The organism is Burkholderia sp. WSM2230 (assembly GCF_000472445.1).
Taxonomy (GTDB): Bacteria; Pseudomonadota; Gammaproteobacteria; order Burkholderiales; family Burkholderiaceae; genus Paraburkholderia.
In genome coordinates this window covers 128,528-153,373 of sequence record NZ_AXAJ01000001.1, presented here as the reverse complement: position 1 = coordinate 153,373, position 24,846 = coordinate 128,528, and the positions used below count along the sequence as shown (strand labels likewise).

The window sequence follows — 24,846 nt, the reverse complement described above, 5'->3', positions numbered from 1 at the left end:
TGGGCTAGCTCGCCGCGACCGGTTTGCGGCGAGCCCGCAGTGCTGTGGGATCGTCCGGCCGCGGCCGATGACCAAGCCGCTCGGACAACTCAAGCGCCGCCTGGCAGACAGCGGCGATGAGCGGCTCGCGCTCGTCAGCCTCGCCAAGGTCGGAGCGCGGAATGGTGACCGTCAACGCGGCGGCGATCTTGCCGCTCTGATCACGCACCGGCGCGCTCACCACGGAGATGCCCCGCTCGAACGACGCCTCGCTCAGCGCATAGCCGAGCGCCGCGCTTTCGCGCACTCTTCCATACAGTTCTTCGACGGTGGCCGGCGTGCGTTCGGTGAAACGTTCGAGTTGCGGCTCGGGATACAACTGACGCATTTCGTCGAAAGTCAGGTCGCCCATCAGCACCTGGCCGTGCACCGTTGCATGTGCCGGCAAGCGTGTCCCGACATGCACTTTGACGGAACTGAACATGGGCTCGTGCGTCTGTGCTTTGCCGACGAACACCACGTCGCGCTGGTCGCGAATCAGCAGATGCGAACTCAAGCCCGTGGCATCGCGCAGGCGTTCGAGAATCGGCGTGCCGACGTCGGTCAGTTCCAGCGAATTGAGATATTCGAAACCGAGCCGCAGCACCGCGACGCTCAGGCGGAAATAGCGGTCGCCGTTCACACGCTCGAGAAAGCCGAGCGCCTCCAGCGTCTGCAACAAACGGAATGTGGTGGTCCGCGGAATGCCGATGCGTTTGGACAGTTCCGGCGCGCCGAGCACCGGCTCGCGCGCGCTGAATTCGGCAAGGATGCGCAACCCGCGTTCGAGACCCGGCACGAGATAGGTCGAGCCGCCGGCGCTGTCTTCTTCGGCGCTCATGACAGCCGGGGAAGCAGTCCAATCCGCGCCGCCTGGTTGCGCCGGCGAAATGGCGTCGTCGTGCGAGCCCGGCGCTGTTGCAGCGCGTGGCCTTGCCTGTTTGCGTCCCGCTCCTGTCTGCTCTTCTTTTGCCATCTTGACTGCCGCTTTCCGCTGTTCGTAGAGGTCAGATCATCATGATAGCGTCTTTGCGGTGCTATGCCTGAATGCGGTCCTCAGCGCGAGGCCGCTTGCCGTAACATGGCTGTGTAAGTAGCTACGGCCCGCCGACTGCGTTCTGGTATCGGGAGTGGACGTTGTCGAGGTGAGCTTTCATCGCAGCAGTCGCCTTTGAAATCTGGCGTGCCTCTATTGCATCGACGATTTCCCGCCGTTCGTTCAATGCAAATTCACTCGCGTTGATTCCAAAGTCGGAGGCGAATTGCGACGTAATTCCCATGATCGTCTCCATCATCAAAACAAGCAGCGAGTTATGACTGCACTCTGCCAATATCACGTGAAATTCGGCCGCTGCAGCGAGGCTGCCCTTCAGATCGCCGGCCGCCTGCCTTTGCTCCACGTGCTCCAGGCTTTCGTGCAACTTCTGGATATCACGCGGAGTGCGGCGTTCGCATGCGGCGCGCGCGACTACTTCCCCCATCCAAAGTCGAACCTCGGATATTTCACTCACCTGGCCGCCGCGTAACCGGAGAACATCGCCTAAGCCCGAGACGGTTACGCTTAGATCGCCGTTGCTGATGAATGCGCCACCCGTATGACCTTTCCTGATCGTCAATACGCCATTCGCTTCCAGTACACGTAACGACTCACGAACTGCGTTTCTGCCGACACCTAATTGCTCGGCAAGATCGCGTTCGCTCGGCAATTTGTCTCCCGGAACCAGTTCACCCGTGCTCAGCTTGAGACGAATCTGTTCCAGAATCCTGTCGCCGACACGAAGAGACTGCGCCGGCGCAGAAGAGTTATGGTGAGTACTTTCCGACTCGGCTGACTGTTGCATGGTCAACGGGTTTGAAGAATCAGAGTGGGCTGCCGTAGAGACGAGGATCGGCGTGTTCGGTGCGAATTCCTGATCGGTCACGCGTCCATGTTGTCGCCAACTCGCATTCCGACTACGCGCCTCCTCGTCACCCTTGCTGCGCCGCTCCACTCTCGCCTCCTTTAAAGACCAAAATAGACCGACTGCGAGGTACTCAGATTAGCGGCCCGGCCCGCCTGTGACGAGCCCTGCGCTGACGGCCCGTAACCGCTGCCTTGTGCCGTGTCCGCATCTGCGCCCGATGCGAGGCGGCTCTGCGCGGCTTGCAAACTAGCTGGATAGCCAGGGGTGTAGCCCGCTCTCTCAAGCGACGTCAACTCATCGCGTACCTGAGCGCGCTGCAGTCCGCTGCCCTGTTGCTGGGCGGTCGCCAGCAACGGGACAAGCAAAACGACAGTTGCGACCGCCGCGTGGAACGTGGACTTCATAGCAAGACTCCTTCGTGAATGCGCTTCAATGGACCTACCTTTGAAGGAAGTCTAACGACAGGGCGACGGCTGATTAAGCAGACGTTTACAGATTATCTATTACGGGCGTTGCAACAATTCCCGCGACGATCAGCGCAGATCTGCACGGAGGAAGAACGCTTCAGCACGTACTCGCTATGGTTCGAATGGTCGCGCGCAGGCCTGCGCGCGTTTCAGGCGGTGTAGCCGCAAGCGAATGGAGAAATTCGAAAAGGCGGGAGTTGTTTCTATCGCCCGGTTCTCTGTTTGTATAGTTGGACGGTCGGAAACGATCGAGGAACCTCAGCGAGCTGTCGCCCCGCCATCTACAGGCAGCGCCACGCCCACCACGAACGATGCTGCATCGGAACATAACCAGACGACACATTCCGCGATCTCCTCCGGTTGTGCCATTCGTCCGAGCGGATTCGCTAGTCTGGAACGCGGTATGAGATCGTCGCCAAACCTCGCTTGAGTCAATGCTGTCTCGACGAGCCCGGGACAAACCGCGTTGACCCTTATTTGCCTGGGCGCAAACTCGACCGCAGCAGCCCTGGTTAGTCCGATCACACCATGCTTTGCCGCTCCGTAGATGGCGTCGCTGGGAACGCCGACCAACCCTGAGCGCGATGCGTTGTTCACGATCGCACCTTTCCCCGCGATCAACATGTGGTCAAGCTCTGCCTTCATACAATGCCAAACGCCCTCGAGGTTGACCGACATGACACGGTCCCAGTTAGCTTGAGTAGAAACCCGCAAGCTGCTCGCGTTGTCCGGGACGCCCGCATTGTTGAACGCGCAATCCAGCGCGCCAAACCGGTCAACGGTAGTTCGGATCATATTCTGGACGGAGTCAGGATCGGTTACGTCTACGACTATGAAGAGCGCCTGTTCGCCGAGACTCTCGTTGATGTAGTGCACAACGTCCTGGCCGCGCTGCCTATCGGCGTCCGCGACGACCACCGCCGCTCCGAGTCTGGCAAAGGCAATGGCGGTAGCCCTTCCTATGCCTGATGCTCCGCCGGTCACCAGTGCTACCTTGTTATCGAATAACCTGCTCATTCATCCCGTCCTTCGTAGAATTGGGAGAGGGCCGCTATGCCACGCTAGCCAGATCTGCGAGGAACGACAAAAAGATCCCGACGCCTTCTCGCAAATTGATTGCAGCAACAAATTTCCAGTTCATAACGACTCCGCCAACAATTAGCCGGTCCATCTCTCTGACGTTCGGAAAGTACTCCTTTACCAACTCACCGGCAGCTCCCTGAGACCATAAACAAACGATTGACTCTTGAAAGGCAGCGCGTCGAATTCAACTGCCAACCGCAAATTCGGAAATCGTTTGAATAAGGTCTCGAATACAACCTGAAGTTCGAGCCGCGCCAACGGTTGCCCCAGGCACTGGTGAATTCCGAATGAGAAAGCTACGTGAGAGGATCCATTGTTCTCGCGATGGATATCAAATCTTTCCGGATTCGGGAACGCGACCGGATCGTGGTTCGCCGCATGCAGCAGCGCAAGCACACCCTCTCCTTTGCGGATCAGTTGTCCGCCAATCGTGACATCGGCGGTTGCGACCCGGTTGGAATTCATGTGCGTGATCGAATGGAAACGGAGCATTTCTTCGACAGCCCCACGAACCAAAGAGGGATCCGACATCATGTCCGCCTTCTGCTCAGGATGCTGAAACAAGCTGAGTAGTCCGAGACCGATCTGGTTAGCCGTCGTCTCATGCCCGGCGAGATACAACAGCGTCGCCATCTGAACTGCTTCTGCGTGCGGCAGCTTGCCGGGATTCACCCACTCGACCGCCAATCTGCTCAGCAGATCGCTGCCATCCCCGGGGTCCTGCTCTTTCTTGCGCAACAGTTGATCGATATAGTCCGTCATCTCCTTCGCCGAGCGCGTCAGGGCTTCTGGAGCAATAGACAGGTTCATACGATCCGCGCTCCACTTCTGGAGTTTTGCGTGATCCTCATACGGCACCCCCAGCATGATAGAAATCACCAGCGAGGGCAGCGGCAACGCGACGTCTTTAATAAAGTCTGCGGGCGCGCCGTTTTTTTCCATTTCATCAAGAAGCGTGTCCAAAGAGCGCTGAACCAACGGCCGCAGATCCTGCATACGCTTCGCCATGAATTCCTTGGTCAGCATGCGGCGATAGTGCCCATGCTCGGGGGGATCCATGGTAATGAATGTCTGATACGACTTCGACTGCGCGGCACGCGCTGGCGTAACAAACGGAAAACCTGCGACTAGTGGCGAAGCGCTGAAGTTTGGGTTTGTCAGCACCTCCCTGAAATGTTCCATGTCCGTCACGATCCAGGCGCTACTGCCGTCCCAGAGCTGGACCTTCGCCATCGGCCCCTTTTCGCGCACCGCGGCGTATTGTGATGGAGGCTGCAGTGGCGCCTCGACATCGCGCGGCCAAGGGAATGTTTGCTGAGCAAATGGGCACCTGATTTCTGCATCTTGAGTGGACATGTTCAGCACTCTCCTTTTAAGTTGCGAAATTAGCAAAGCGCGGTGTTACTTGAGATTTGCAAGAGACGGTTCGCCTGCCGCATGAAACAGGTGAACAGAAAGGGCGACGCGTTCTAGAACAGATGTCTCATACCGACACGCAGAACAACTTGCCGGGAGTTATTTGAAGGTGTGATCGTCAGGTATGACGCCACTGCGGGCTGACCGGTCGAATCGACTCCCGACGCGATCTGATAGTTCGCCATGAAATACACATCTGTCCGCTTTGACAGGAAGTAGTCGACGGTCGCGTTGATCAGGTGGTATTTCGCGCCTTCTTTTCCGTCGATTGCACCGCCGGTCAAGTAGTCGTAAGAACCATTCAGCCACAGGAACGGTGTGAGGCTGTAGCGTACAAAAGCAGAATAACTGTTAAAAGACGCGCTACCCGTATAGCCGCGAGGATTCGTGAGCGCCAGGTTTCCAGATGCGGGGTTGTTCAGGTCGCGAAAGCTGATATGAGAGTAAGTCGCGCCGACAATGACGCTGGAGAAAGCGTATTGCACAGCCGCTCCCGCTACCTGGTAAGCGGATGCCGAGGCGAATCCACCGTACACCGGATTGACCTGCACACCGGATATCGAACCGAGGTTGCTGGCAGTTGCTGAACTATTGACATTGTTTCCCCAGAATGACCGATTCGGATCACGTGCTCTGAGAAAAGCTGCGGCGACCGTCAATCCTCCGAAGCCGTATGAACCTCCCAATGAAAAGACGCTATTGGTTCCAAACGACCCCGCTACTCCACCAAAGCTATACAGCCCGCCGACTCTGAAACCGCCGTAGGTATTCGAGGTGAATTTGATAGCGTTGTTGACACGGTAGGTGTTGCCAAAGTTATTGATGTCGTTGCCGTGCAACGAATAGGTTCCGTTTCCTACCGCGCCGGTGAGTGGCCCGATAAAGTCCACGACCGAATCGTATTGACGTCCAAGCGTTACGGTTCCATAAGGCGTGGAAATTCCGACATACGCCTGCCGGCCAAAGAGGTCGCCTCCTTGCTGGAAACTGCCAGTGCCAACGTCGAAGCCGCTCTCCAGTACAAAGATGGCCTTATAGCCACCGCCAAGATCCTCCGTCCCTCGCAACCCCCAACGATTGCCCTGCATGATGCTGCTGCTCATTCCATATTGATGGCGGCCCGTTCGACTGCCGTTAGCAACAGTCTGCGCATTGTTGACGAAGTTCAAGCCGAAATCGATCACGCCATAGAGCGTTACGCTGCTTTGAGCCGACGCAACCTGGGAAACGAATAAGGCAGCGGACGCCAACATCAACCTCGGGTGGTTCATTCCTGTCTCCTTCTCTGATTTAATGGATCTGCAAATCTTTCGGGGCTTCCCAAGATTTTTTCTTTTTATCGCCAACCCCGAAGATGCATAATTTTCTTGTCGGCCCCTGCCGCACACGCATGGAACGATGCGGACAGTGATCGCACGATCAATTTCACCCACTAATACTTAGAACTACTACTAACGCCATCGGCAATCATTGAGCCGCGCCTCAGCCCCGCTTCCCGACTGCAGGTCAACAGTGACAGCAAGGCGGTGATGATGTGCAAACGATACGGCGTGTCTAAAAGAAGGGACAATACTAAAAAACGATGAAACGAGCAGATCCCCCGATAGCTCGCTCAGGACGCCGTCCTCCCCTCGCGCCGGAAGGACGCGGGAGACGATCCGACGATGCGGCTGAACGCAGTGCTGAACGCGCTATCGGACAGATAGCCGATCGAGAGACCGATGTCGTTTACCGAGCGGTCGGTGTTTAGCAGCGCATCTTTGGCAAGCGCGATGCGCCAGTTCGAAAGGTAAGTGGCAGGAGCCAGCCCGACGCACTCGGCAAAGCGGCGCGCGAACACGGCCCGTGACATGCCGACTTGCTTTGCGAGGGTTTCCACCGTCCAATGATGCGCAACGTCGGCGTGCATCTTTTGCAGCGACATCGCAATCTGTGGATCGGCCATGCCGCTAAGCCAGCCGGTCCGTTGCCCCTCGATTTTCAGCATCGGACGGCGCAACACTTCGACCAGCATGATCTCCACCAGGCGGCCCATTACCAGTTCCCGTCCGGCCAATTGACACAGCGATTCTTCACCGATCAATTCGACGATGCGGGTCAGACGTCCGGCTTCCTCATCGGAAGACCGGAGATAGAGAAGATCCGGCAGCAAACTCGTGAGAAGCTCGGAGTGCTCAGGTTCGACCTGGAAATACCCGCCGACGAGACGCACTTCATCCCCGCCTTTACCGTCGTTCCAGCGGACATAGTCCGCCTGCTGGGCGTCGACAGAGAGTGCGGCCAGTGCCGGCATGACGTCCAACCCGCTTCCCAACGAATAGCGCGAGGTTGCGTTCAACATCACGAAGTCACCTTGCCGCAAGAGCAACGGCGACCCTTTTGGCGGCACGAAACAGCAATGGCCCGCGACGACCAGGCAAAAGACCGGCTCGTCGCGGCGAGGAACGCTCATTCCCCAGCGTCCCTGTTCTTCAAGAGTGCGCCACAAAACCGACTGCGGACGCATCAATCTGACGATATCAGTCAGCAAGTCCACTTGAGACCATCCCAGGTTTTTTATTCCTCAATTAGCAAACCGGTGTGCGGCCATTGTAGGACCATGGGTATGGGGCGGAAACACGCACCACGAGCCGTCGTCATGCCGGAAAAAGAAAACCGAGAATACGTCTGATGAACGACTGATCTCAACACGGACGCAGCGTGTGGATCGCGCCCGGCCGTGCTTCACGCGGACCACTCGAGCGGGCGTTGCCGCATTGGGTTGTAGCCACTTTTCGACTAACCAACGTAATGATGTACTGCCGCTGTCCATAGCGAACTCCACTGCTCAATAGCGACGATGAGAACCCGATTCGTGCCGATCAACAACGCCACTTATTTGGTCCATTGACCAATGGTAATGGTCGCTTGACCCATAATCAAGGAAGAGAACCTACGCGTTTACCCCTAAACTCAAGGGGTTTTCATGGGCTATATGCTCGCACTGCCGGAGCGTGCTATACACTTGACCGGGAACAGATATGAACAGCTTCACGCTTTCTGCGATGCATCGGCGCGTGCAATTAGCGGCATCACGCGGCTCGCAGCCGCCGAACTCAACCCATCGAATGTCATAGATGAAAAACATCTCTCTAAGCTCTGCGGAACTCGGCGGACACGATCCGCAGTCGCCTCTGCGGCAACGTGGCAACAGGTCGACGCGCGTACCTGAAATTCTCGAGGCGTCGATCCGTGTGTTTGCATCTGAGGGAAACGCGGGATTCACGCAGCGGCGCGTCGCAGCGGAAGCGCAGATTCGTCTTGGCACCTTGCAGCATTACTTCGGGAGTCGTGACGCGTTGCTGCTAGCCACCATTGAAGAAGTCGCCCGGAGATATCTGGAGCAATACCGCTTGCTGTCCCACGATCCCGCACTATCCCCTGGGGCACGACTGGAGGCGGTTCTGGATGACGTCTTCGACGCATTGACGGACGCCAACAACGTTGTCAGCCCATTTGCATTCGAATGCTGGTGCCTCGCAGAGCATCAACCCGCCGTACGCGATTTGATGACCAGGGTGAGCAAGGACTTCCAGGCGTTGTTTAGCGGTCTGGTGGCACAGATCAATGGCTCGTTGTCTGTCGACGAATGCCGTCTGCGCGGTGCACTGCTTTACTCGCACTGGGAGGGCCTGATCGTTTTCCTGCGGCGCTCGAGTTCCACTGGCTTCGACGTTGCGGCCTTCCGTACAGCGACGAGAGTCGTGTGGAAAGCCATCAGTACAGCGCCTCAATAAGCCGCGCACTCGCCGCACAGCACGCATGTCTTCCATACGTTTATTCGATCATCTGAAAATATAAAGCTATTGGCGCGCCTCGAAAATAAGTGGTCAACTTGGACTATGTCCTGAGTTGAAAACGGAGTTGTAAAGATGAGGCAGATGGCATGAAAGTTCTGGTCGCTATCAAGCGGGTGGTCGACTACAACGTCAAGGTTCGTGTCAGCGCGGACAACAGCGGTGTGGACCTCGCGAACGTCAAGATGTCGATGAATCCTTTCTGCGAGATCGCGGTGGAAGAGGCCGTGCGACTCAAGGAAAAAGGAATCGCAAATGAAGTTGTCGTGGTCTCCGTGGGCCCCAGTCAGGCTCAGGAACAGCTACGCACGGCGCTCGCACTCGGCGCTGATCGCGCAATTCTGATCGAAAGCGGCGAAACATTGGGCTCGCTGGCGGTGGCTCGACTGCTCAAGGCCATTGTCGATAGAGAACAACCGCTCATTACGATTCTTGGAAAACAGGCTATCGACAGCGATAACAACCAGACAGGTCAGATGCTGGCCGCACTGACTGGCTACGCTCAAGGTACATTCGCCTCCAGAGTCGAGGTCGCCGGCGAAAGGATCAATGTCACTCGTGAGATCGACGGCGGCCTGCAGACGGTTGCGCTCAATCTGCCCGCGATCGTCACCGCGGACCTGCGCCTGAATGAACCGCGTTACACGACTTTGCCGAGCATCATGAAGGCGAAAAAGAAGCCGCTCGAAGTGGTTAGCGCAAACTCGCTCGGCGTGTCGATGTCTTCGACCGTGAAGACCTTGAAAGTCGAGGCACCGGCGATTCGCAGCGCCGGCGTCAAGGTCGCTTCGGTCGCAGAACTGACGGAAAAGCTCAAGAACGAAGCGAGGGTCATCTAATGGCTATCCTTGTCATTGCCGATCACGAGCACGGCGCTCTAGGCGCTGTCACACTGAACACAGTTTCTGCCGCGCGAAAGATCGGCGGGGAAGTTGTGCTGCTGGTCGCGGGTCAGAACGTCAGTGGAGTGGCCGAGGCTGCAGCGAAAATCGAAGGTGTGTCCAGGGTTCTGAGCGTCGACGACACGGCTTACGCTCATCAATTGCCGGAAAACATTGCGCCGTTGATTGCGGGAATCGCACCTTCGTATAGCCATGTCCTCGCGGCCGCCACCACTCACGGAAAGAACTTCCTGCCTCGCGTTGCGGCACTTCTGGGTACCGATCAGATCTCCGAGATCATCGAGGTGATCAGTGCAGACACTTTCAAGCGCCCGATCTACGCGGGCAACGCTATCGCAACGGTCCAGTCCTCGGCTGCAATAAAACTGATTACCGTGCGTGGCACCGCTTTTGATGCAGCGACCATCGGACAAGACGCTGCTCCCGTCGAACATGTCGCGGGTTCAGGCGACTCTGGCCTGTCCGTCCTTGTCGACCAGCAGCTTGCTGTGAGCGATCGTCCTGATTTGACAGCCGCGAAGGTTGTTGTGTCCGGCGGCCGAGGAATGCAAAGCAGCGAGAACTTCGGTTTGCTCTACCCTCTCGCCGACAAACTCGGCGCGGCAGTCGGCGCCTCGCGGGCAGCGGTCGACGCGGGTTTTGCACCAAACGACATGCAAGTCGGCCAGACCGGAAAAATCGTCGCGCCGCAGCTCTACATTGCACTCGGCATTTCCGGGGCAATCCAGCATCTGGCGGGCATGAAGGATTCCAGAATCATTGTCGCAATCAATAAGGACGCCGATGCGCCCATCTTTCAGGTGGCGGACTATGGGCTCGTGGCGGACCTGTTCGAAGTCTTGCCTGAGCTGGAAAACTCGCTTTAACCAAAGCCGGCAAACCAGCACATAAACACTGTGTACAGGAGGGAGCGCGACATGACGAGCCTCACACAAAGACTTGCCGACTTCGTAGCGAAGACACGGTTTGACGATCTTCCATCACCCGTTGTGGCCGAGAGCAAGCGACTTCTTCTTGACACGCTCGGCTGTGCGCTGGGAGCGGTCGGTACGGACAGCGGCCGCATTGCTCTCGAATATGTGAGTACTCTCGGCGGCAATCCAGACGCGACCATTCTCGGCAAGACGCAACGCAGTTCGGTCACCGCCGCCGCATACGCGAATGCACGGCTCGCCAATGTGCTGGATGCAGACGACACCTTTCCAACCTCGACGCATTTCGGCAACGCGACGGTCTTTTCAGCGTTGGCGCTTGCTGAGCTCTATCGACGCAGTGGGCGCGACTTGCTGACGGCTATAGCGGTCGGCTTCGACGTCGGCGCGCGGATCGGCAGCTGGATGGGTGCACCCATGCAGATCGAGAACGGCAAGGTGATTGGCTGGAACGAACTGGGCGGACCGGCGGCGACCATCACGTGGGCCGCCATCGGCGCGTCGACGAACATTGCTGGCCTCGACGCAAAGCAGGCGAATCACGCATTTGGCATTGGCGGAAGCAACTCGCCACAGCCGACGCTACGAAAGTGGGCGGAATCCGTCGAGCAGCCCATGTACAAGTATGCGGACGCTGGCTGGTGCGCCGAGACCGGCGTGTCCGCGGCGTTGCTTGCACGCTTGGGCAGTACTGGCTTCAAGGACATTCTCGATGGACAAAACGCATTCTGGAAATTCTACGGCTCTCCTACTCACGACGACGAAGCGCTAATGGCCGGCCTCGGGAGTGACTGGCAGATCCTCAACACCACCTACAAACCATGGCCATGCTGCCGCTGGATTCATCACCCACTCACCGCCTTCACTCAATTGCGAGCCCAGCACGAGTTGCGGCCAGAAGAAATCGAGCGGGTTACAGTACGGGCTAATCCTTTTGCTCTGACTTCCATCTTCCGTGAACAGCAGCCTGGCGATCCTCTTAGCGCGGAATTCAGCCATGCTCACGCCTTTGCTGCAGTTGCATACGACGTACCGGCCGGCCCCAGATGGTACGAACAACAGACGATGCGCGACGAGCGCATAGCCGCCTTCCGTAACCGGGTTGAGGTAGTGCCCGAGCCCACGTCGTCGAATATCGCGGAATGGATGACAGGTGGTCAATGGCGCGGCGTGCCCGGTGGCGTGGACATCCATGCGCGAGGACAGATTTTCAGCGCTACGGCAGATCACTCGCTCGGCGATCCGTGGACGCACGCTACGCTCTTCTCCGACGAACAGATCTACGGCAAGTTCAACGTGATGATCGGCCTTGACGAACGCGGCGAAGCGGCGCCGGCACTGGCGAATGCAGCTAGAGAAGTTATCGAAGTCGTCATGACGCTCGATGACAGTCAGACCGGACGGCTTGCGGACAGCTTGACGACTCTGGCTCGCTCGATGCCTGATCCGGCGCGCTAGATTCGGACTGCGCCGAAGGAGCGTGACGCTGCGGCGATGTTCCCTGCATGCTCCTTAAACCTCACGCAGAGATGCGGCCCGTCATTTCACCAGGTTTTACGCATACACGTAACCATCAAACAGTCGGCGTGACGTTCGATAGAACGCGCCGGACTCAGCACGCCAGCCACCTTCTCCACGGCTCACATCAGCCGCCACTGTCAGTACGCCCGATGGCATGGCGAGGCGCAATGCGCTGGCCTTGCGCCGCGGATCGGCAAGGCGGCTCGGCACACTCCCCGCAATCTGCATCGCCACAGCGGTGCACAAGGACGCGGTCAGCGGCAGCGCCTTGTGCGGTTGGCCGCTCGAAAGCATCCGTACAACGAGGTCCGCAGCGCTTGCGGCGATGGTGCTTCCATCGCTTGCGATTGTTTCCCTCGGCGCGGCGACGACCGCGATGAACGGAATAGTCCGGATCAGGTCCGCAGCTTTCACGTCAGGAGCAATACCCATGGCGACCGACGCATGCCTTCTCAGCTCACCCAGCAGCGTCATCACGTCGCTACGCGCAGCGAGGTCCTCTGCGGACTCGCTGCCCGACAGGCCCACAGCCGAGGCTTCCACAAAGACGCACGCGTTCGCCGCGTCGATCATGGAGACCTTGAACTCGCCCTCGCCCGACAGGAACAGGCTGTCGACAACGTTGCCGGTGGGCAATAAGCTCCCCGTGGATGCTCCACCAGGTTCCAGAAAGTCAAGACGGATTGGCGCCCCTGTTCCGGACACGCCGGGAATGGATAAGTCGCCGTTCACGACACTCTGTCCGTTGGCCACGGGAAATGTCGAGCGAATGATCTTGCCGGTATTCGTATTGTGAATTCTCACGCACGCCTCGCCGTTGCGAGGAGCGTCGACCAGGTTTTCATCAACCGCAAACGGACCTATGGCCGCCGACATATTCCCGCAATTGCCGTTGTAATCGACTACCGCTTCGTGAATCTGGACCTGCGCAAAAGTGTAATCGACGTCTGCATCTGCAACGCCAGGCGGTCCAACCACACACACTTTCGACAGTGACGAAACACCGCCGCCCATGCCGTTGAGCTGTCGACCGTAAGAGTCAGGCGTGCCCATGGCTGCAAGAAAAATATCGTCCCACGCGGCGCGATCCGGCGGAAGATCTTTGGAATGGAAGACAATCGCCTTACTGGTACCACCGCGGATGAACGCAGCGCGATAGCGATTCTTCATGGCATGTTCCTGGTAGAGCGGTTCGGTCCATCGTTGTCTCATCCAACCGCCGCGATTTTGACCGGTTCGTGAATGCCTGGCCCGATGCAATACACAACCTCCGCTTCGAGCACCGGTGTGTCGCTTATGTCGCACTCCATCTTGCAGGCAAGTACCCAGTGGCCGCGTTCTCCCGTCATGCCAGCGGTTTTCACCGCCACATCGAGACGCACGCTCGAATCGACCGGAACCGGACCAAGAAAGCGCAGACGGTCAATGCCGTGAACGATGTTCACGCCGATGTCTTCGAGTACACACACGTCATTCAGCAATGGCACGATGAGGCTCAATATCAGCGTGTTCTGCGCGACGGGCTTGCCAAAGGGCCCACGTCTGGCGCGTGCTTCATCGACGGATATCCAATGCCAGTCGTCGGTGGCGGACGCGAAGGCATTGATCATGTCCTGACTCACTTCAACCCAGCTGCTCTTGCCGAGATGGAAGCCCGAGTAAGCCTTGATCCCTTCGATACCTCTTAGCAGTATCGGCACGTTACTCTCCCGTGGTAGCCGGTGTGAATGCGCCGCTTCATTCGCCGGACTGGAAGGCGGCGAGCCGCTCGCCATTGCCCTCGCCAAGGCGCGGCGCCGGCTTGCCGGGCCTCAACAGATGACCATTGAAACGGGCCGGATAACGGATCGCACGAACAGTGCCGGCCGGCGTCTGCAACTCCGAATACAGTTCGTTATGAATGACCTGTGGGTCGTCGAAATGTGCTTGAGGTTCGTTGACGGGCCCAGCGGGCACATCCAGTTCACGAAACCGCTCGAGCCATTCTGCGGTGGTCTTCAGTCGCAGCGGACCGGCCACGCGTTCGAAAAACGTGTGGGTCATTTCTTTCCGGTCCTTGATCTGCTTCAGTTCGTCCTTCCATTCCGGATGGCCGATCGCATCGAGCGTGCGGCTGAGCTGTTTGCCAGATACCGGCGACAGCACCATGTAGCCGTCGCGTGTCGCCATCACAGGCTGCGGCGCAAGTGTTGCGGCAGCCGTGTCGTCGAGGAAGGTCTGGTTGTGGAACATGTCGGGAAAGTTGTAATACGCGATGATGTCGAGCATCGACGTTTCCAGATGCACCGCCTGCTGCGACCGGTCGCGCGAAATCAGACCGGACAACGCCATCTGCGCGGCGAACACGGCCGCAACCTTGTCGGCGAGGAATGTATTGGTCGCGCGCGGTTCCCCACCGGCGGCCTCGTAGCTCAACAGCCCGGCGCGGCCCTGAATCAGCGCATCGAATGCAGGCTCTTTCGCCAATACGCCGTCCGGTCCATAGCCGGTAATGGAGAGCTGCACAATGCGCGGATTCAGCGCGCTCACCTGATCGAAACTCAAACCCAACGAAGCCGACACATGCGGCCGCCAGTTTTCGATGTAGATGTCCGCATCACGCAGCAGTGACTTGAACTTCGCGAGGTCGTCCGGTGACTTCAGATCCAGTACCACGCTGTCCTTGCCGCGGTTGGAATTGGTCCACACCGTACCGACGCCTTCCCAGCTGTGACCGAAATTGCGGTACGGGTCGCCTGAGGGCGGCTCGACCTTGATCACGTCCGCGCCGAGGTCGGACAGCATCTGTGCGCAAAATGGGCCAGAGATATAACTGCACGCTTCGACCACTTTTACGCCCTCGAGCGGACGACGAAAATCACGACCCGCGCCGGTCGTGTTGGAGGTGGACGCAGATGTCATGAATGCAGCTCCCTTTCCTTTATACGGAGAATGTTTGACGCAGTGTTCTCGCGCAGACGGGCTAACGCGAGAACGGCGTCGAGTGTTGGTGTGCGAAGATCTGTGAGTTCGCGCACGGCGTCCAGCGAACGTTGCAGCGGTTCCAGTTCGAGTGGGCGTCCCGCTTCCAGATCCTGCAGCATGGACATCTTGTGATGCGGCGCACTGAGCGTGAGCGCGATGCGTTTGTCGGGATCGGGACCGACATCGAGTCCCATTGCCGCGGCGAGCGCATCGGCCTCGCGCATCATCGTTCTGACAATGGACACCACGCCTGCGGCATCGCGCATTTCGCCGAGCGTTCCCTGCGTGAGCATCGCCACCGGATTCCAGCACAGGCTATTCACGAACTTGACCCAGATAGCCGCACGGATGTTGTCGTTGACCTTCGCTGGAATGCCACTCGCGCTCAGCAATTCGCTCAGGCGGTTGACCCGCTCTGAAGGACGGCCGTCCAACTCGCCTATCGGGCACCCGGCCTTCGCGCCGTCCTGCGACACGACACCGGGGGCAACCACGTGCGCGCCGATCCAGTAAACGCAACCCAGTACCTGTGCAGGCGGGATGGCATGCCATTGCCGCGCACCTGGATCGAGCGCGGGCAACTGACGGTCAGGGAAAAAGTAATAGGGAATACCGGTGGTCGGTGGCAGCACTACCGTATGCGAATCCATCAGTGAACGGATCTGATCGAGTGCGTGATCGACCTGATGTGTTTTCAACGTGACAAACACATAGTCCTGCACGCCAAGCTCGCGCGTATCCTCAACGGCATTCACGCGCACCGTGAAGTCTTCGGATGCGGTGATTACTCGCAGTCCGTCCCTGCGAATTGCGTCGAGTGTCTTGCCGCGCGCCACCACGCTGACCTCGCACTGTCCGGCGCGAGCGAGATGTCCAGCGATATATCCGCCTATCGCACCGCCTCCGAAAACACACACCTTCAGCATAGGTCTCTCTCTGGCAACTCATGTGATACGGCTGTCGCGTCAACGCCTTCAACTCCAGCACGCGCATAACGCCGAACGATGAGCAAAAGATACGGTGCCGCCGAGTGATTGGGGAAATACTAAAAAACGATGGTTCGAGCGTATCGGCCTATAGCTAGTGCGAGTCCGGCGCAGGACTGACGCCGATGAGAGCAACGTTCTGGAGTTGCACACATCCGTCTGACGATAGCAATCGACACGTCAATCGAGACGATTCGTAAAGTAAAAGAGATGATTGCTTATGGAGCATCTCGAACTCTTTCGATAACGTGTAGAACATGAACCGGCAACGCATGTGGATCGAGCGGCGCACCGGACAAAAAATGCCTGGGTCACAGGCGTTAAAAAATCGGAGACATGCATGAGCAAACTCACGAACAGAGTGGTGATCGTTACTGGCGCGGCGCAAGGCATGGGCCGGGCGATCGCGATCGAAGCGGCCCGCCAGGGCGCCGCATGGGTCACTCTGGCCGATCTGCAGGAAGACAAAGGCGTGGCGGCAGCCGAAGCGGTCAAGGACGCCGGCGCCAAATCCCTGTTCATCAAAACCGACTTGTCGAAGAGCGATTCGATCCGTCACATGGTCGAAGAAACAGCCGCTCAGGCAGGCAGCATCGACGTGCTGGTGAATAACGCGGGCGTCACCGACGACGGTCTCACCGGCCGCGCTCCCACGATCGAAGATCTGCCGGAAGAAGTCTGGGACACGGTGATGAACGTCAATCTCAAAGCGATGTGGCTGGCTTCGAAATTCGCCGCGCCATATCTGCGCAAGTCCACACAGAGTCCGGCGATCATCAACGGCGCGTCGGTCGCGAGTACAGTCGCGTATCCGGGCTTGCCGGCGTATGCGGCCAGCAAAGGCGGTGTCGTAATGCTGACGAAAGCCATCGCGCTCGATCTCGCCGACGCGGGCATTCGCTGCAACGCCTACGTGCCTGGTGCGATCGACACGCCGATGCTCAGCCGAAGCCTCGCCCACGCGCCGGATGCCGAGAAGGCACGTGCGCGCCTGTGGGGCACGCATCTGATCAAGCGCCTGGGTCAGCCGGAAGAGGTTGCCCGCCTCGTATGTTTCCTCGCCTCGGACGAAGCCTCGTTCTCGACCGGCAGCACGTTCGGAGTGGACGCCGGCACGCTCGCGTGGCGCGGCGTTCACTAACGAGACTCGGGCGCCAATCACGATGAACATCGCCCACTGGCTGCGATTGGTCAGCCTGGCGCTTTACATGACGGATTCAGGCCGCGTGGAATTCGATCCCGCGCTCGTGAGCGAATATGCGGGCCGCACCGCGGCAGGCGCTCGCTCCATCCGTTAGCGACAAGACCTCAAATCAGGAGTGCGGATATGAACATGCGCCAGCTTCAATACTTCCTGGCGGTAGCTGCTGAACTGAACTTCACCCGTGCGTCCGAGCGCGTGAACATTGCACAGCCCGCGTTGAGCGCACAAATCATTTCCCTCGAAGACGAACTCGGCACCGCGCTCTTCACGCGCGAAAAACGCAAAGTGCTGCTGACACCGGCCGGCGAAATTCTGGTCGAACACGCTCAACGCGTGCTCAACACGGCGTCCGCCGCCATTGCCGCAGTGCGCGCCTCAGGGCGAGGCGCCCGGGCGCACCTCATTGTCGGGTCCATCTATACCGCGATCTACTGCTTTCTGCCGAACACGCTACGCCTGTTCAAATCGCTTGCTCCGGACTCCGATGTAAGTCTGCAGGAGATGACCATTTCACAGCAGATTGCAGCACTCAAGGAAGGGGCTATCGAAGTCGGTCTGGTACGCGGCCATGTCTACGATCACAACATCGTGACCGAGCTGCTTTATCGGGAATTGCTGGTAGTCGCCGTCCCGGCCGGCAGCGAATACGACGTCCCGGGTCCCGTCAATCTGCGCGAGCTCGCCAGCTGGCCGTTGATTGCCGTAGCACGCGGCACGGCAACAGAACGCGGCTATGGCGACCGCATCCTCGATATTTTCGAAGACGAAAACCTGAAGCCGACGATCGCCAAGGAAGCCCACGACATGCACACGTCCGCCTGTCTCGTGGCAGCAGGTGTCGGCGTCGCGGTCGTGCCGGCCGTCATGCAGTTGATGCAGCCGCTCGGTGTCGCTTATCGGCCGCTCAACGCCGATACGCCGGGCGTGTCGTTGTCGCTCGCGTGGCACAAGGATCGCGTGCCGCCTTTGCTCGGCGCATGGCGCGAGGCAGCGCGTGCCAACGCTGCCGAGCTAACCGCCCGTCATCCGCAGTATTTCCTCGATACGTCGCGTCCCGATCTGATCGAGCAGGCCGCCTAAGTCAGTGGTCCTCATCGAGCCAACGCGCAAGCGCCTCGCTGTGTTCGCCGAGCAGCGGTGCAGGGTGCACCTCTTTCGAGGCCGCGCCATGAAAGCGCACCGGCGCGCGCATCTCCAGATAATCGCCCTCCGTCGCATGTGTTCGGCGCCTGAAGAAACCGACGGCCTGCAGGTGCGGGTCGTCGAACACATCGTTCAGGTCCTTCACTTCGGCAGCAGGAATGTCGTGTTGCGCAAGCAATTCGAGCCAGTAACGTAGCGGCTTGCCGGCGACGATCCTGGCCAGCTCCACCTGCATGCGGTCCAGCGCATTGAAGCGCTCGCGAGCGGTCGTAAGCCCCTCGCGTTGCAAGAACCCAGCGTGGTCGGTGATCTCGAAGAAGCGCACCCAGCGTGCGTCCGTATACGGCGCGATCGACAGGTAGCCGTCCGCGCATTTCACAGGCTGACGCAACGGATCGAGCTGCCGCGGATAACCCGCCGGATCATTGGGCGGCACAAAAGCGCGCCCGTATAGATGATCCTGCAGCAGGAAATGCGTGAAGCTCTCGAACATCGGCACTTCTACTTCTTGCCCCAATCCGCTCCTCTCGCGATGCAACAATGCGCCGAGCACCGCGTAAGTCGCATGCAAGCCCGCAACCTTGTCGGCCATCGCCATCGGCAGAAAACGCGGCACGGGATTGCCGTCGGTATGCGGCAAAAGGCTGGCCGCGCCAGAGGCCGCCTGGATGATGTCGTCGTACGCCGGCTTGCCCGCGAGCGGCCCGCCTTCACCGAACCCCGAGCAGTGCACATAGACGAGATCGGGGCGGATCGCCCTGGCTGCTTCGTAGTTCAATCCCAACCGGTCGATCGCATCGCCGCGCAGATTGTGAATGAACACATCGCTTCGCTTCAGCAGACGGTGCAGTGCAGCTTTTCCACGAGCTGATTTCAGATCCCACACCACCGAGCGTTTCCCGCGGTTCAACGTCATATGCGCCGGCCCCATACCGCGTGTCGCCGCAGGACGTCCCACGCGACGGATTTCATCGCCGGAAGACGGCTCGATCTTGATCACGTCGGCGCCCATTTCGGCGAGCGTAGCCGTGCAATATGGACCGAAGATCACCGACGTCATATCGAGTATGCGGATGCCGTCGAGGATCGGGGAAGCCTTCGTCATGGTATTTGCCGTGTGCCTTTTTCGTAGGACGTCACGTCGTCACTGCAACAGTATGCAACGACTTGAAATCGAACGTGATATCCGCTGCCTGCGTCCGCGACGGACTGATCCGCCGTTGCAGCATGCGCCGCGCCGCCATGTGGTCAGCGGGGCGGTTGAACGATTCGACCGCAGTGAGCCGATCCTGCCGGTAACGGAATACGGAGAATGCTCCCGTTGCGGGATCGCCACGCAACACATTCGCATCGAGCCTGCGCGCGACACCGGCAATCTGCAGCCGCATGCCGCCCTGATCGCTCCAGAACACTGGCACCTGGTCATAGCGTGAGCCGTCGGCCGCACGCACGATGCGCCGTGCGACATAGCTGGCCTGATCGAGCGCGTTCTGAACCGATTCGAGTCGCAGCCGGTCGCCGCCGTCGAATGCGTACGGGAACGCCGCGCAGTCGCCTATTGCGGAGATTGCGGAGTCGGCGGTACGCAGTTGTCCGTCGACGATGAAGCCGTTGAATATTTCCAGGCCACATGCGAGTCCGAGCTCGCTGTTCGGCACGACGCCAATGGCGACCAGCACCAGATCGGCCTCAAGCAGGCTGCCGTCGGCCAGCTTTACCGCGCTGACATGACCGTTTTCGGAACAGAAGCCGTCGACGCGCGCACTGAACGAAAACTTCAAACCAGACGCGCGATAATGCCGCAAGCATGCTTCGGACATCTCGGCCGATATCGCGCGCTGCATGACCCGATCGACCGACTCGACAACATGCACGTCGCAACCTTGCGCGATCGCGACGCTGGCCACCTCGAGCCCGAGAAAGCCCGCACCTATCACGACAACACGACGCGAATCGCGCAACTTCGACGTGAGCGCCGCAGCATCGGCCACAGTGCGCAGCGAGATCACACCGTGCATCGGCTCGCTGAGTGCAGGAAGCGGCCGGTTACGGGCACCTGTTGCGAGAATCAGGTGGTCGTAGTCCAGCATTTTCCCGGAGGACAGTTTTACGCGCTTCAGGCGCCGCTCGATTGCTTCGACGTGCGCATCGGGCAGCCTCTCGATGCGTTGTTCATCGAACCACTCTGATGTTTCCAGATGCAGCTCATCGTCGGCGACATTGCCGGACAGATATGATTTGGAAAGCGGCGGCCTCTGGTACGGCAAGCCCGGCTCATCGCCAAGCAGATAGATCGCGCCGTCATAACCCTCGGTGCGCAACGCGCTCGCTGCCTGCACACCGGCCTGGCCTGCACCGACGATCACAATCGAACGCGGGATCGTACTCACAGGCCCGTCTCCGGCGAAGTACCGTCGTCCGCAATCTTCTCGACCTTGATTGCTTTCGACGGACATTTGCGCGACGCGCCGAGTACTTTTTCGTAGAGCGCCTCGTCCGGGAACGTCTGCAGCAATTTGACGACACCATCTTCGTCGCGCTGGTCGAATACCTCGCTCGAGGACAGCACACACAATCCCGCGCCGACGCACACGTCCTGATCCACCGACACCCGCAATTTGAAGCCGCTGTTCGACATGTCTCACTCCTTTCGTCCGGACACACCGGATCAATTGATATTCACCAGGTCACGGGGAGAGATTCGAGCCCCTGCACGAAGTGATCGCCCTTGCCTTTGATCTGTTCCCGCGGAACGGCAAACCGCAGCGTAGGAATCCGCTGGAACAACGTGGCGAACACCACTTGCAGTTCGACGCGCGCAAGCGGTTGTCCGAGGCACTGGTGAATGCCGTAACTGAACGCCACGTGATGATCGGCCTTGCGCGTGATGTCGAATTTCTCCGGATTCTCGAACGCGCTCGCATCGTGATTGGCGCCTGAAATGAGCGCGATCACGCCTTCGCCCTTGCGGATCAGTTGGCCCGCGACTTCGACATCCTCCAGCGCAACGCGAAACGCGTTGTAGTGGACGATCGTATGAAATCGCAGCATTTCTTCGACGGCGCCGCGCAACAACGAGGGATCGTTGCGCAGCAGCTCCAGCTGATCGGGGTTCGTCAAAAAGCTATACACGCCCAATGCCATCTGGTTTGCCGTCGTTTCGTGGCCCGCCATCAACAACAGTTCAGCCATGATCACGAGTTCGCGATGCGTCAAATGTCCCGGCCGCACCTGTTCGACGATCAACCGGCTCAACAGATCTTCGCGGCTGTCGGCATCTTTCGCGCGCTCGGTAATGAGCTTGTCGAGATAAGTGAGAATACGGTCCGACGCCTCCTTCGGAATGGCCGGGTCGACATCGAGCAGCACTTTCAGGCGGCTTTGCTCCTGGAAGAACCCGTGATCCTTGCTCGGTACGTCCAGCAGTCCCGCGATGACTTCCGACGTCAACGGCAGGAACAGATCCTCCACCAGATTCGCGGGGGGCCCTTTCGCGAGAAGCTCGTCGAGTAGCCGGTTGAAGATCGATTCGATACGCGGGCGCAGCGCGCTCACGCGCTTGATCATGAACTCCTTTGTGAGCATGCGCCGGAAGCGGCCATGCTCGGGCGGGTCCATGCGGATGAAGGCCGGCTCCAGATCGAGCACCGCATTGCGCGCGGGAGACAGGCTCGGAAAACCGGTCACATGCGGGTCCCCGCTGAAGCGGTTGTCGCCCAGCACGGCCCGCACGTCATCGTAGCGCGTGAAGAGCCACGCATCTGTGCCGTCCCACATCTGCACCCTGGTCGGGCCCGGCTGCTGCTGAAAGTCCCGGTACTCCTGCGGCGGAAGAAACGGACATTGTCGCGGCATCGGAAATGCCGGCTTGCTAAAAGGACATCCAGACATGGTTTCCTCCGGTCACATTGATCAGTGAGAACGTTTTTTCCAGAGGAAAATCACAGTCCGCCGTTGACGTCGAGCGTGGCGCCCGTCACATAACGGGCATCGTCGCTGACGAGAAAGCCTACCGCCGACGCGATCTCTTCCGGCTCAGCCGCGCGCTGCAGGCCCGAGCTGGCGATGAGTTTGTCGCGCACTTCCTTCGGCACCTTCTCGCCCATCGCAGTGTTGATCGTGCCCGGCGATACTGCTGCAACACGAATACCGTGCGGGCCCAGCGGCTTCGCGAGACTCTTCGTAAGATTGACCACCGCGGCTTTCGAGCCGCCATAGTCGGTCACGCCGCTGCCAAGCGTCGCGACAATGGATGCCAGATTGACGATGACACCGCCGCCGCCCGCCTTGATGAGGCGTTTCGCTACTTCCTGGCTCAGGAAAAACGGCGCGCGCGTATTGACGCCGTAAGTGAAGTCGTAATCGGAAGGAGCGATGTCGAAGAACGTCTTACCGTGCCACACACCCGCGTTATTCACCAGCACGCGAATCGTGCCGTACTCTGCGTCAATTGCCTCGATCGAAGCCGTGATCTGCTCGTAATCGGTCACGTCGCATTTGCGATACGCGTAATCGCCTTTGCCCGAATCGGCAATGTCCATACCCACAACGGTATAGCCCCGCGCCGTCAGGTCCTTGCAAATCGCCTGCCCGGTCAGCCCGTTTGAACCCGTGACAACTGCAACCTTGCTCGTCATGCGTCACCTCATCTCACGATATAGTTTTGGAACGATTCTGTGTCTGTACTCTGCGCATTGTTCTGCAAAGCCTCAGACTCAAGATTCGACTCAAAGCACAGTCAGGTCCAATACTGTTTTGCGAGATCGTGAGACCGATTTCTTATCGTTGAAGCAGATACGGAAAAGACGACGGATCAACGCTTGAGCACGCGTCCGCATTGCTCGCGATCCCAGCAATCCGCTGTTACACCTTCGTTGCGAAGCCGGTATTTTTCGACGCGTTCGCTCGGCGTTTTTGGCAACGTCGCACGGAAGGCGATGTAGCGCGGTATCGCAAAGTAAGCGAGTCGCGTCTCGCACCAGTCGATAAGCTCGGCTTCCGTTACGGCATGTCCTGGCTTGAGCACGATCACGGCCTTCACATCGTCTTCGCCCAGTTCGGAGGGCACGCCCACCACGCACGATTCAACGACCGCGGGATGCGCACTGATCACGGCCTCCACCTCGAACGACGAAATGTTCTCGCCGCGTCGCCTGAGCGCCTGCTTCTTGCGATCGACGAAGAAGAAATAGCCTTCGTCATCTTGCGTCGCCAGATCGCCAGTATGGATCCATAAGTTGCGAAACAGCTCCAGCGTTGCATCCGGATTCCTGTAGTACCCCGTGGTGCCCAGATGCGGGCGCTGTGGACGCACGACGAGCTCGCCCACTTCTCCACGACTCACCGCATTGTCGTGATCGTCGACGAGTTGCACGTCATAGCCGGTAATTGCCTTACCGCACGAACCTGGCTTGCGTGCGTCGAACGGATTGACCATGCAACTGCTGCATTCGGTCATGCCGTACAGTTCGAGCAGCCGCGTATTGAACCGCTTCTCGAATGAATGCCACAGGTGCTTTGGCGCGGCGGCACCAACCATCAGCCGTAGCGGATTGTCCGCATCTTCAATGGAGGCCTGCTGTTTCATCAGAATCGAGATCATTCCGCCGATATATTTCGCCGACGTGCATTCCCAACGCCGGCAATCGTCAAGCATGCGGCTCGCCGAAAAGCGCTCCACCAGCACCGCTTTCGCGCCGGTCAGAATCGCAGGGCCCGTCGTGCCATGTGCGCTCGTGTGAAAAAACGGCAAGCCGGTGTACAGCACGTCGTCTTCCGTATAACGGGCGTAGCGCACCGCCTCGGACCATATTTCGTACCAGTAGTGATGGCTCATCATCACGCCTTTGGACAGGCCCGTTGTTCCAGACGTGTACGAAATCGTGGCGAGGCTTCTGAAGTCGACGACGATGTCCGGCGTGGTTTCTGAGCGGGTAAGCAGATCGTCGAAACGCATGTTCTCCGCGCCCGGCCATGCATCGAGCCGCACCGCGTGACTATCTGCGACGACAATCGAATGACGCAGCTTCGGCAACTGGTCCGCAACCGCGGCGAGCGCCGCGAAAAAGGTGTCCTCGGCAACGAGCGCAATGCAATCGGCCTGATCGATCTGATACGCGAGGCCCGCACCTTTGAGTGCAACATTAATCGGCACGCAAACCGCGCCGATCCTGTTCAGCGCAAACCACGCGAGCAGAAACTCCGCGCGGTTCGATAGCATTAGCGCGACCTTGTCTTCAGGACGGATGTCGAGCGCGATAAAGCCATTCGCTACACGATTTACCAGCAGGTGTAGCTGTTCGTACGTGATCACCCGATCGCGAAACTGGAGCACCTCGCGATACGGTTGCCGGCGCGCCTTGTCCTCGATGATCTTGCCGATCACGCGGTCAGCCTGCGAGTATTCCTGCATTTTCCAACTCGCCCACTTGCGTTCGGCACGCTCGAATTTATCGTCCCATTGGCCCATA

At 58.9% G+C, this 24,846-nt stretch carries 23 protein-coding genes; 6 read left to right on the top strand and 17 right to left on the bottom strand.

Annotation, left to right across the window (positions count from 1 at the left end; genetic code table 11):
• Window positions 1-4: 4 nt before the first annotated feature.
• From A3AC_RS0100675 to A3AC_RS0100645, 7 genes are all read right to left on the bottom strand, one after another.
• A complete protein-coding gene (locus tag A3AC_RS0100675) occupies window positions 5-994 on the bottom strand; it encodes an IclR family transcriptional regulator (RefSeq protein ID WP_025596545.1) in 990 nt (329 codons plus the stop codon).
• A gap of 121 nt (window positions 995-1,115) precedes the next feature.
• Complete coding sequence (locus A3AC_RS0100670) at window positions 1,116-1,940, bottom strand: FadR/GntR family transcriptional regulator (protein WP_156924555.1); 825 nt, start codon at window positions 1,938-1,940, stop codon at window positions 1,116-1,118.
• A gap of 80 nt (window positions 1,941-2,020) precedes the next feature.
• Window positions 2,021-2,326, bottom strand: coding sequence for a DUF4148 domain-containing protein (locus tag A3AC_RS0100665; RefSeq protein ID WP_025596543.1), 306 nt, complete (start codon window positions 2,324-2,326; stop codon window positions 2,021-2,023).
• Window positions 2,327-2,647: 321 nt separating this feature from the next.
• Window positions 2,648-3,406, bottom strand: coding sequence for a glucose 1-dehydrogenase (locus A3AC_RS0100660; RefSeq protein ID WP_025596542.1), 759 nt, complete (start codon window positions 3,404-3,406; stop codon window positions 2,648-2,650).
• A gap of 180 nt (window positions 3,407-3,586) precedes the next feature.
• Window positions 3,587-4,828, bottom strand: coding sequence for a cytochrome P450 (locus A3AC_RS0100655; RefSeq protein ID WP_025596541.1), 1,242 nt, complete (start codon window positions 4,826-4,828; stop codon window positions 3,587-3,589).
• Window positions 4,829-4,941: 113 nt separating this feature from the next.
• The gene (locus tag A3AC_RS0100650; protein WP_025596540.1) at window positions 4,942-6,159 is read right to left on the bottom strand and encodes a porin; all 1,218 of its coding nucleotides are present in this window, start codon (window positions 6,157-6,159) and stop codon (window positions 4,942-4,944) included.
• 341 nt (window positions 6,160-6,500) lie between these two features.
• Window positions 6,501-7,424, bottom strand: coding sequence for an AraC family transcriptional regulator (locus A3AC_RS0100645; RefSeq protein ID WP_025596539.1), 924 nt, complete (start codon window positions 7,422-7,424; stop codon window positions 6,501-6,503).
• Window positions 7,425-8,004: 580 nt separating this feature from the next.
• Here A3AC_RS0100645 and A3AC_RS0100640 point away from each other — a divergent pair.
• From A3AC_RS0100640 to A3AC_RS0100625, 4 genes are all read left to right on the top strand, one after another.
• Window positions 8,005-8,664 carry a TetR/AcrR family transcriptional regulator gene (locus A3AC_RS0100640; RefSeq protein ID WP_025596538.1) on the top strand — a complete coding sequence of 220 codons (660 nt, stop codon included), beginning with the start codon at window positions 8,005-8,007 and terminating at the stop codon, window positions 8,662-8,664.
• 149 nt (window positions 8,665-8,813) lie between these two features.
• Window positions 8,814-9,563, top strand: a complete 750-nt coding sequence (locus A3AC_RS0100635; RefSeq protein WP_025596537.1) for an electron transfer flavoprotein subunit beta/FixA family protein — start codon at window positions 8,814-8,816, stop codon at window positions 9,561-9,563.
• A complete protein-coding gene (locus tag A3AC_RS0100630) occupies window positions 9,563-10,492 on the top strand; it encodes an electron transfer flavoprotein subunit alpha/FixB family protein (protein ID WP_025596536.1) in 930 nt (309 codons plus the stop codon). Before A3AC_RS0100635 ends, A3AC_RS0100630 begins: the two co-directional genes overlap by 1 nt.
• A gap of 51 nt (window positions 10,493-10,543) precedes the next feature.
• Entirely contained in the window at window positions 10,544-12,016 is a 1,473-nt protein-coding gene (locus A3AC_RS0100625) for an MmgE/PrpD family protein (protein ID WP_025596535.1), read from the top strand.
• A 96-nt stretch (window positions 12,017-12,112) separates the two neighbouring features.
• Here the strand turns inward: A3AC_RS0100625 and A3AC_RS0100620 are convergent, their stop codons facing one another.
• The 4 genes from A3AC_RS0100620 to A3AC_RS0100605 are packed head-to-tail and all read right to left on the bottom strand — an operon-like array spanning window position 12,113 to window position 15,969.
• Entirely contained in the window at window positions 12,113-13,249 is a 1,137-nt protein-coding gene (locus A3AC_RS0100620) for a 2-methylaconitate cis-trans isomerase PrpF family protein (protein ID WP_025596534.1), read from the bottom strand.
• Between the two features lie 38 nt (window positions 13,250-13,287).
• A complete protein-coding gene (locus A3AC_RS28925) occupies window positions 13,288-13,779 on the bottom strand; it encodes a MaoC/PaaZ C-terminal domain-containing protein (RefSeq protein ID WP_025596533.1) in 492 nt (163 codons plus the stop codon).
• A 37-nt stretch (window positions 13,780-13,816) separates the two neighbouring features.
• Window positions 13,817-14,980, bottom strand: a complete 1,164-nt coding sequence (locus A3AC_RS0100610) for a CaiB/BaiF CoA transferase family protein (protein WP_025596532.1) — start codon at window positions 14,978-14,980, stop codon at window positions 13,817-13,819.
• On the bottom strand, window positions 14,977-15,969 hold the full coding sequence (locus tag A3AC_RS0100605; protein ID WP_051361550.1) for a ketopantoate reductase family protein: 993 nt from the start codon (window positions 15,967-15,969) through the stop codon (window positions 14,977-14,979). The genes A3AC_RS0100610 and A3AC_RS0100605 overlap by 4 nt, the downstream gene beginning before the upstream one ends.
• A 400-nt stretch (window positions 15,970-16,369) precedes the next feature.
• On the opposite strand from A3AC_RS0100605, the gene A3AC_RS0100600 reads away from it, so the two are divergent.
• A complete protein-coding gene (locus A3AC_RS0100600) occupies window positions 16,370-17,170 on the top strand; it encodes an SDR family NAD(P)-dependent oxidoreductase (protein ID WP_035474412.1) in 801 nt (266 codons plus the stop codon).
• Between the two features lie 186 nt (window positions 17,171-17,356).
• Window positions 17,357-18,313: a LysR substrate-binding domain-containing protein gene (locus A3AC_RS0100590; RefSeq protein WP_025596529.1), complete on the top strand. Its 957-nt coding sequence runs from the start codon at window positions 17,357-17,359 to the stop codon at window positions 18,311-18,313.
• Window position 18,314: 1 nt separating this feature from the next.
• On the opposite strand, the gene A3AC_RS0100585 is transcribed toward A3AC_RS0100590, so the two are convergent.
• The 6 genes from A3AC_RS0100585 to A3AC_RS0100560 form a co-directional block, all read right to left on the bottom strand.
• The gene (locus A3AC_RS0100585; protein ID WP_025596528.1) at window positions 18,315-19,481 is read right to left on the bottom strand and encodes a CaiB/BaiF CoA transferase family protein; all 1,167 of its coding nucleotides are present in this window, start codon (window positions 19,479-19,481) and stop codon (window positions 18,315-18,317) included.
• A 31-nt stretch (window positions 19,482-19,512) separates the two neighbouring features.
• On the bottom strand, window positions 19,513-20,766 hold the full coding sequence (locus A3AC_RS0100580) for an NAD(P)/FAD-dependent oxidoreductase (RefSeq protein WP_025596527.1): 1,254 nt from the start codon (window positions 20,764-20,766) through the stop codon (window positions 19,513-19,515).
• Entirely contained in the window at window positions 20,763-21,014 is a 252-nt protein-coding gene (locus A3AC_RS0100575; RefSeq protein ID WP_035474409.1) for a ferredoxin, read from the bottom strand. Before A3AC_RS0100575 ends, A3AC_RS0100580 begins: the two co-directional genes overlap by 4 nt.
• Before the next feature lie 41 nt (window positions 21,015-21,055).
• Complete coding sequence (locus A3AC_RS0100570) at window positions 21,056-22,231, bottom strand: cytochrome P450 (protein ID WP_232231872.1); 1,176 nt, start codon at window positions 22,229-22,231, stop codon at window positions 21,056-21,058.
• 86 nt (window positions 22,232-22,317) lie between these two features.
• Window positions 22,318-23,013: an SDR family NAD(P)-dependent oxidoreductase gene (locus A3AC_RS0100565; RefSeq protein WP_025596524.1), complete on the bottom strand. Its 696-nt coding sequence runs from the start codon at window positions 23,011-23,013 to the stop codon at window positions 22,318-22,320.
• A gap of 176 nt (window positions 23,014-23,189) precedes the next feature.
• Window positions 23,190-24,845, bottom strand: coding sequence for an AMP-binding protein (locus tag A3AC_RS0100560; RefSeq protein WP_025596523.1), 1,656 nt, complete (start codon window positions 24,843-24,845; stop codon window positions 23,190-23,192).
• Window position 24,846 lies beyond the last annotated feature (1 nt).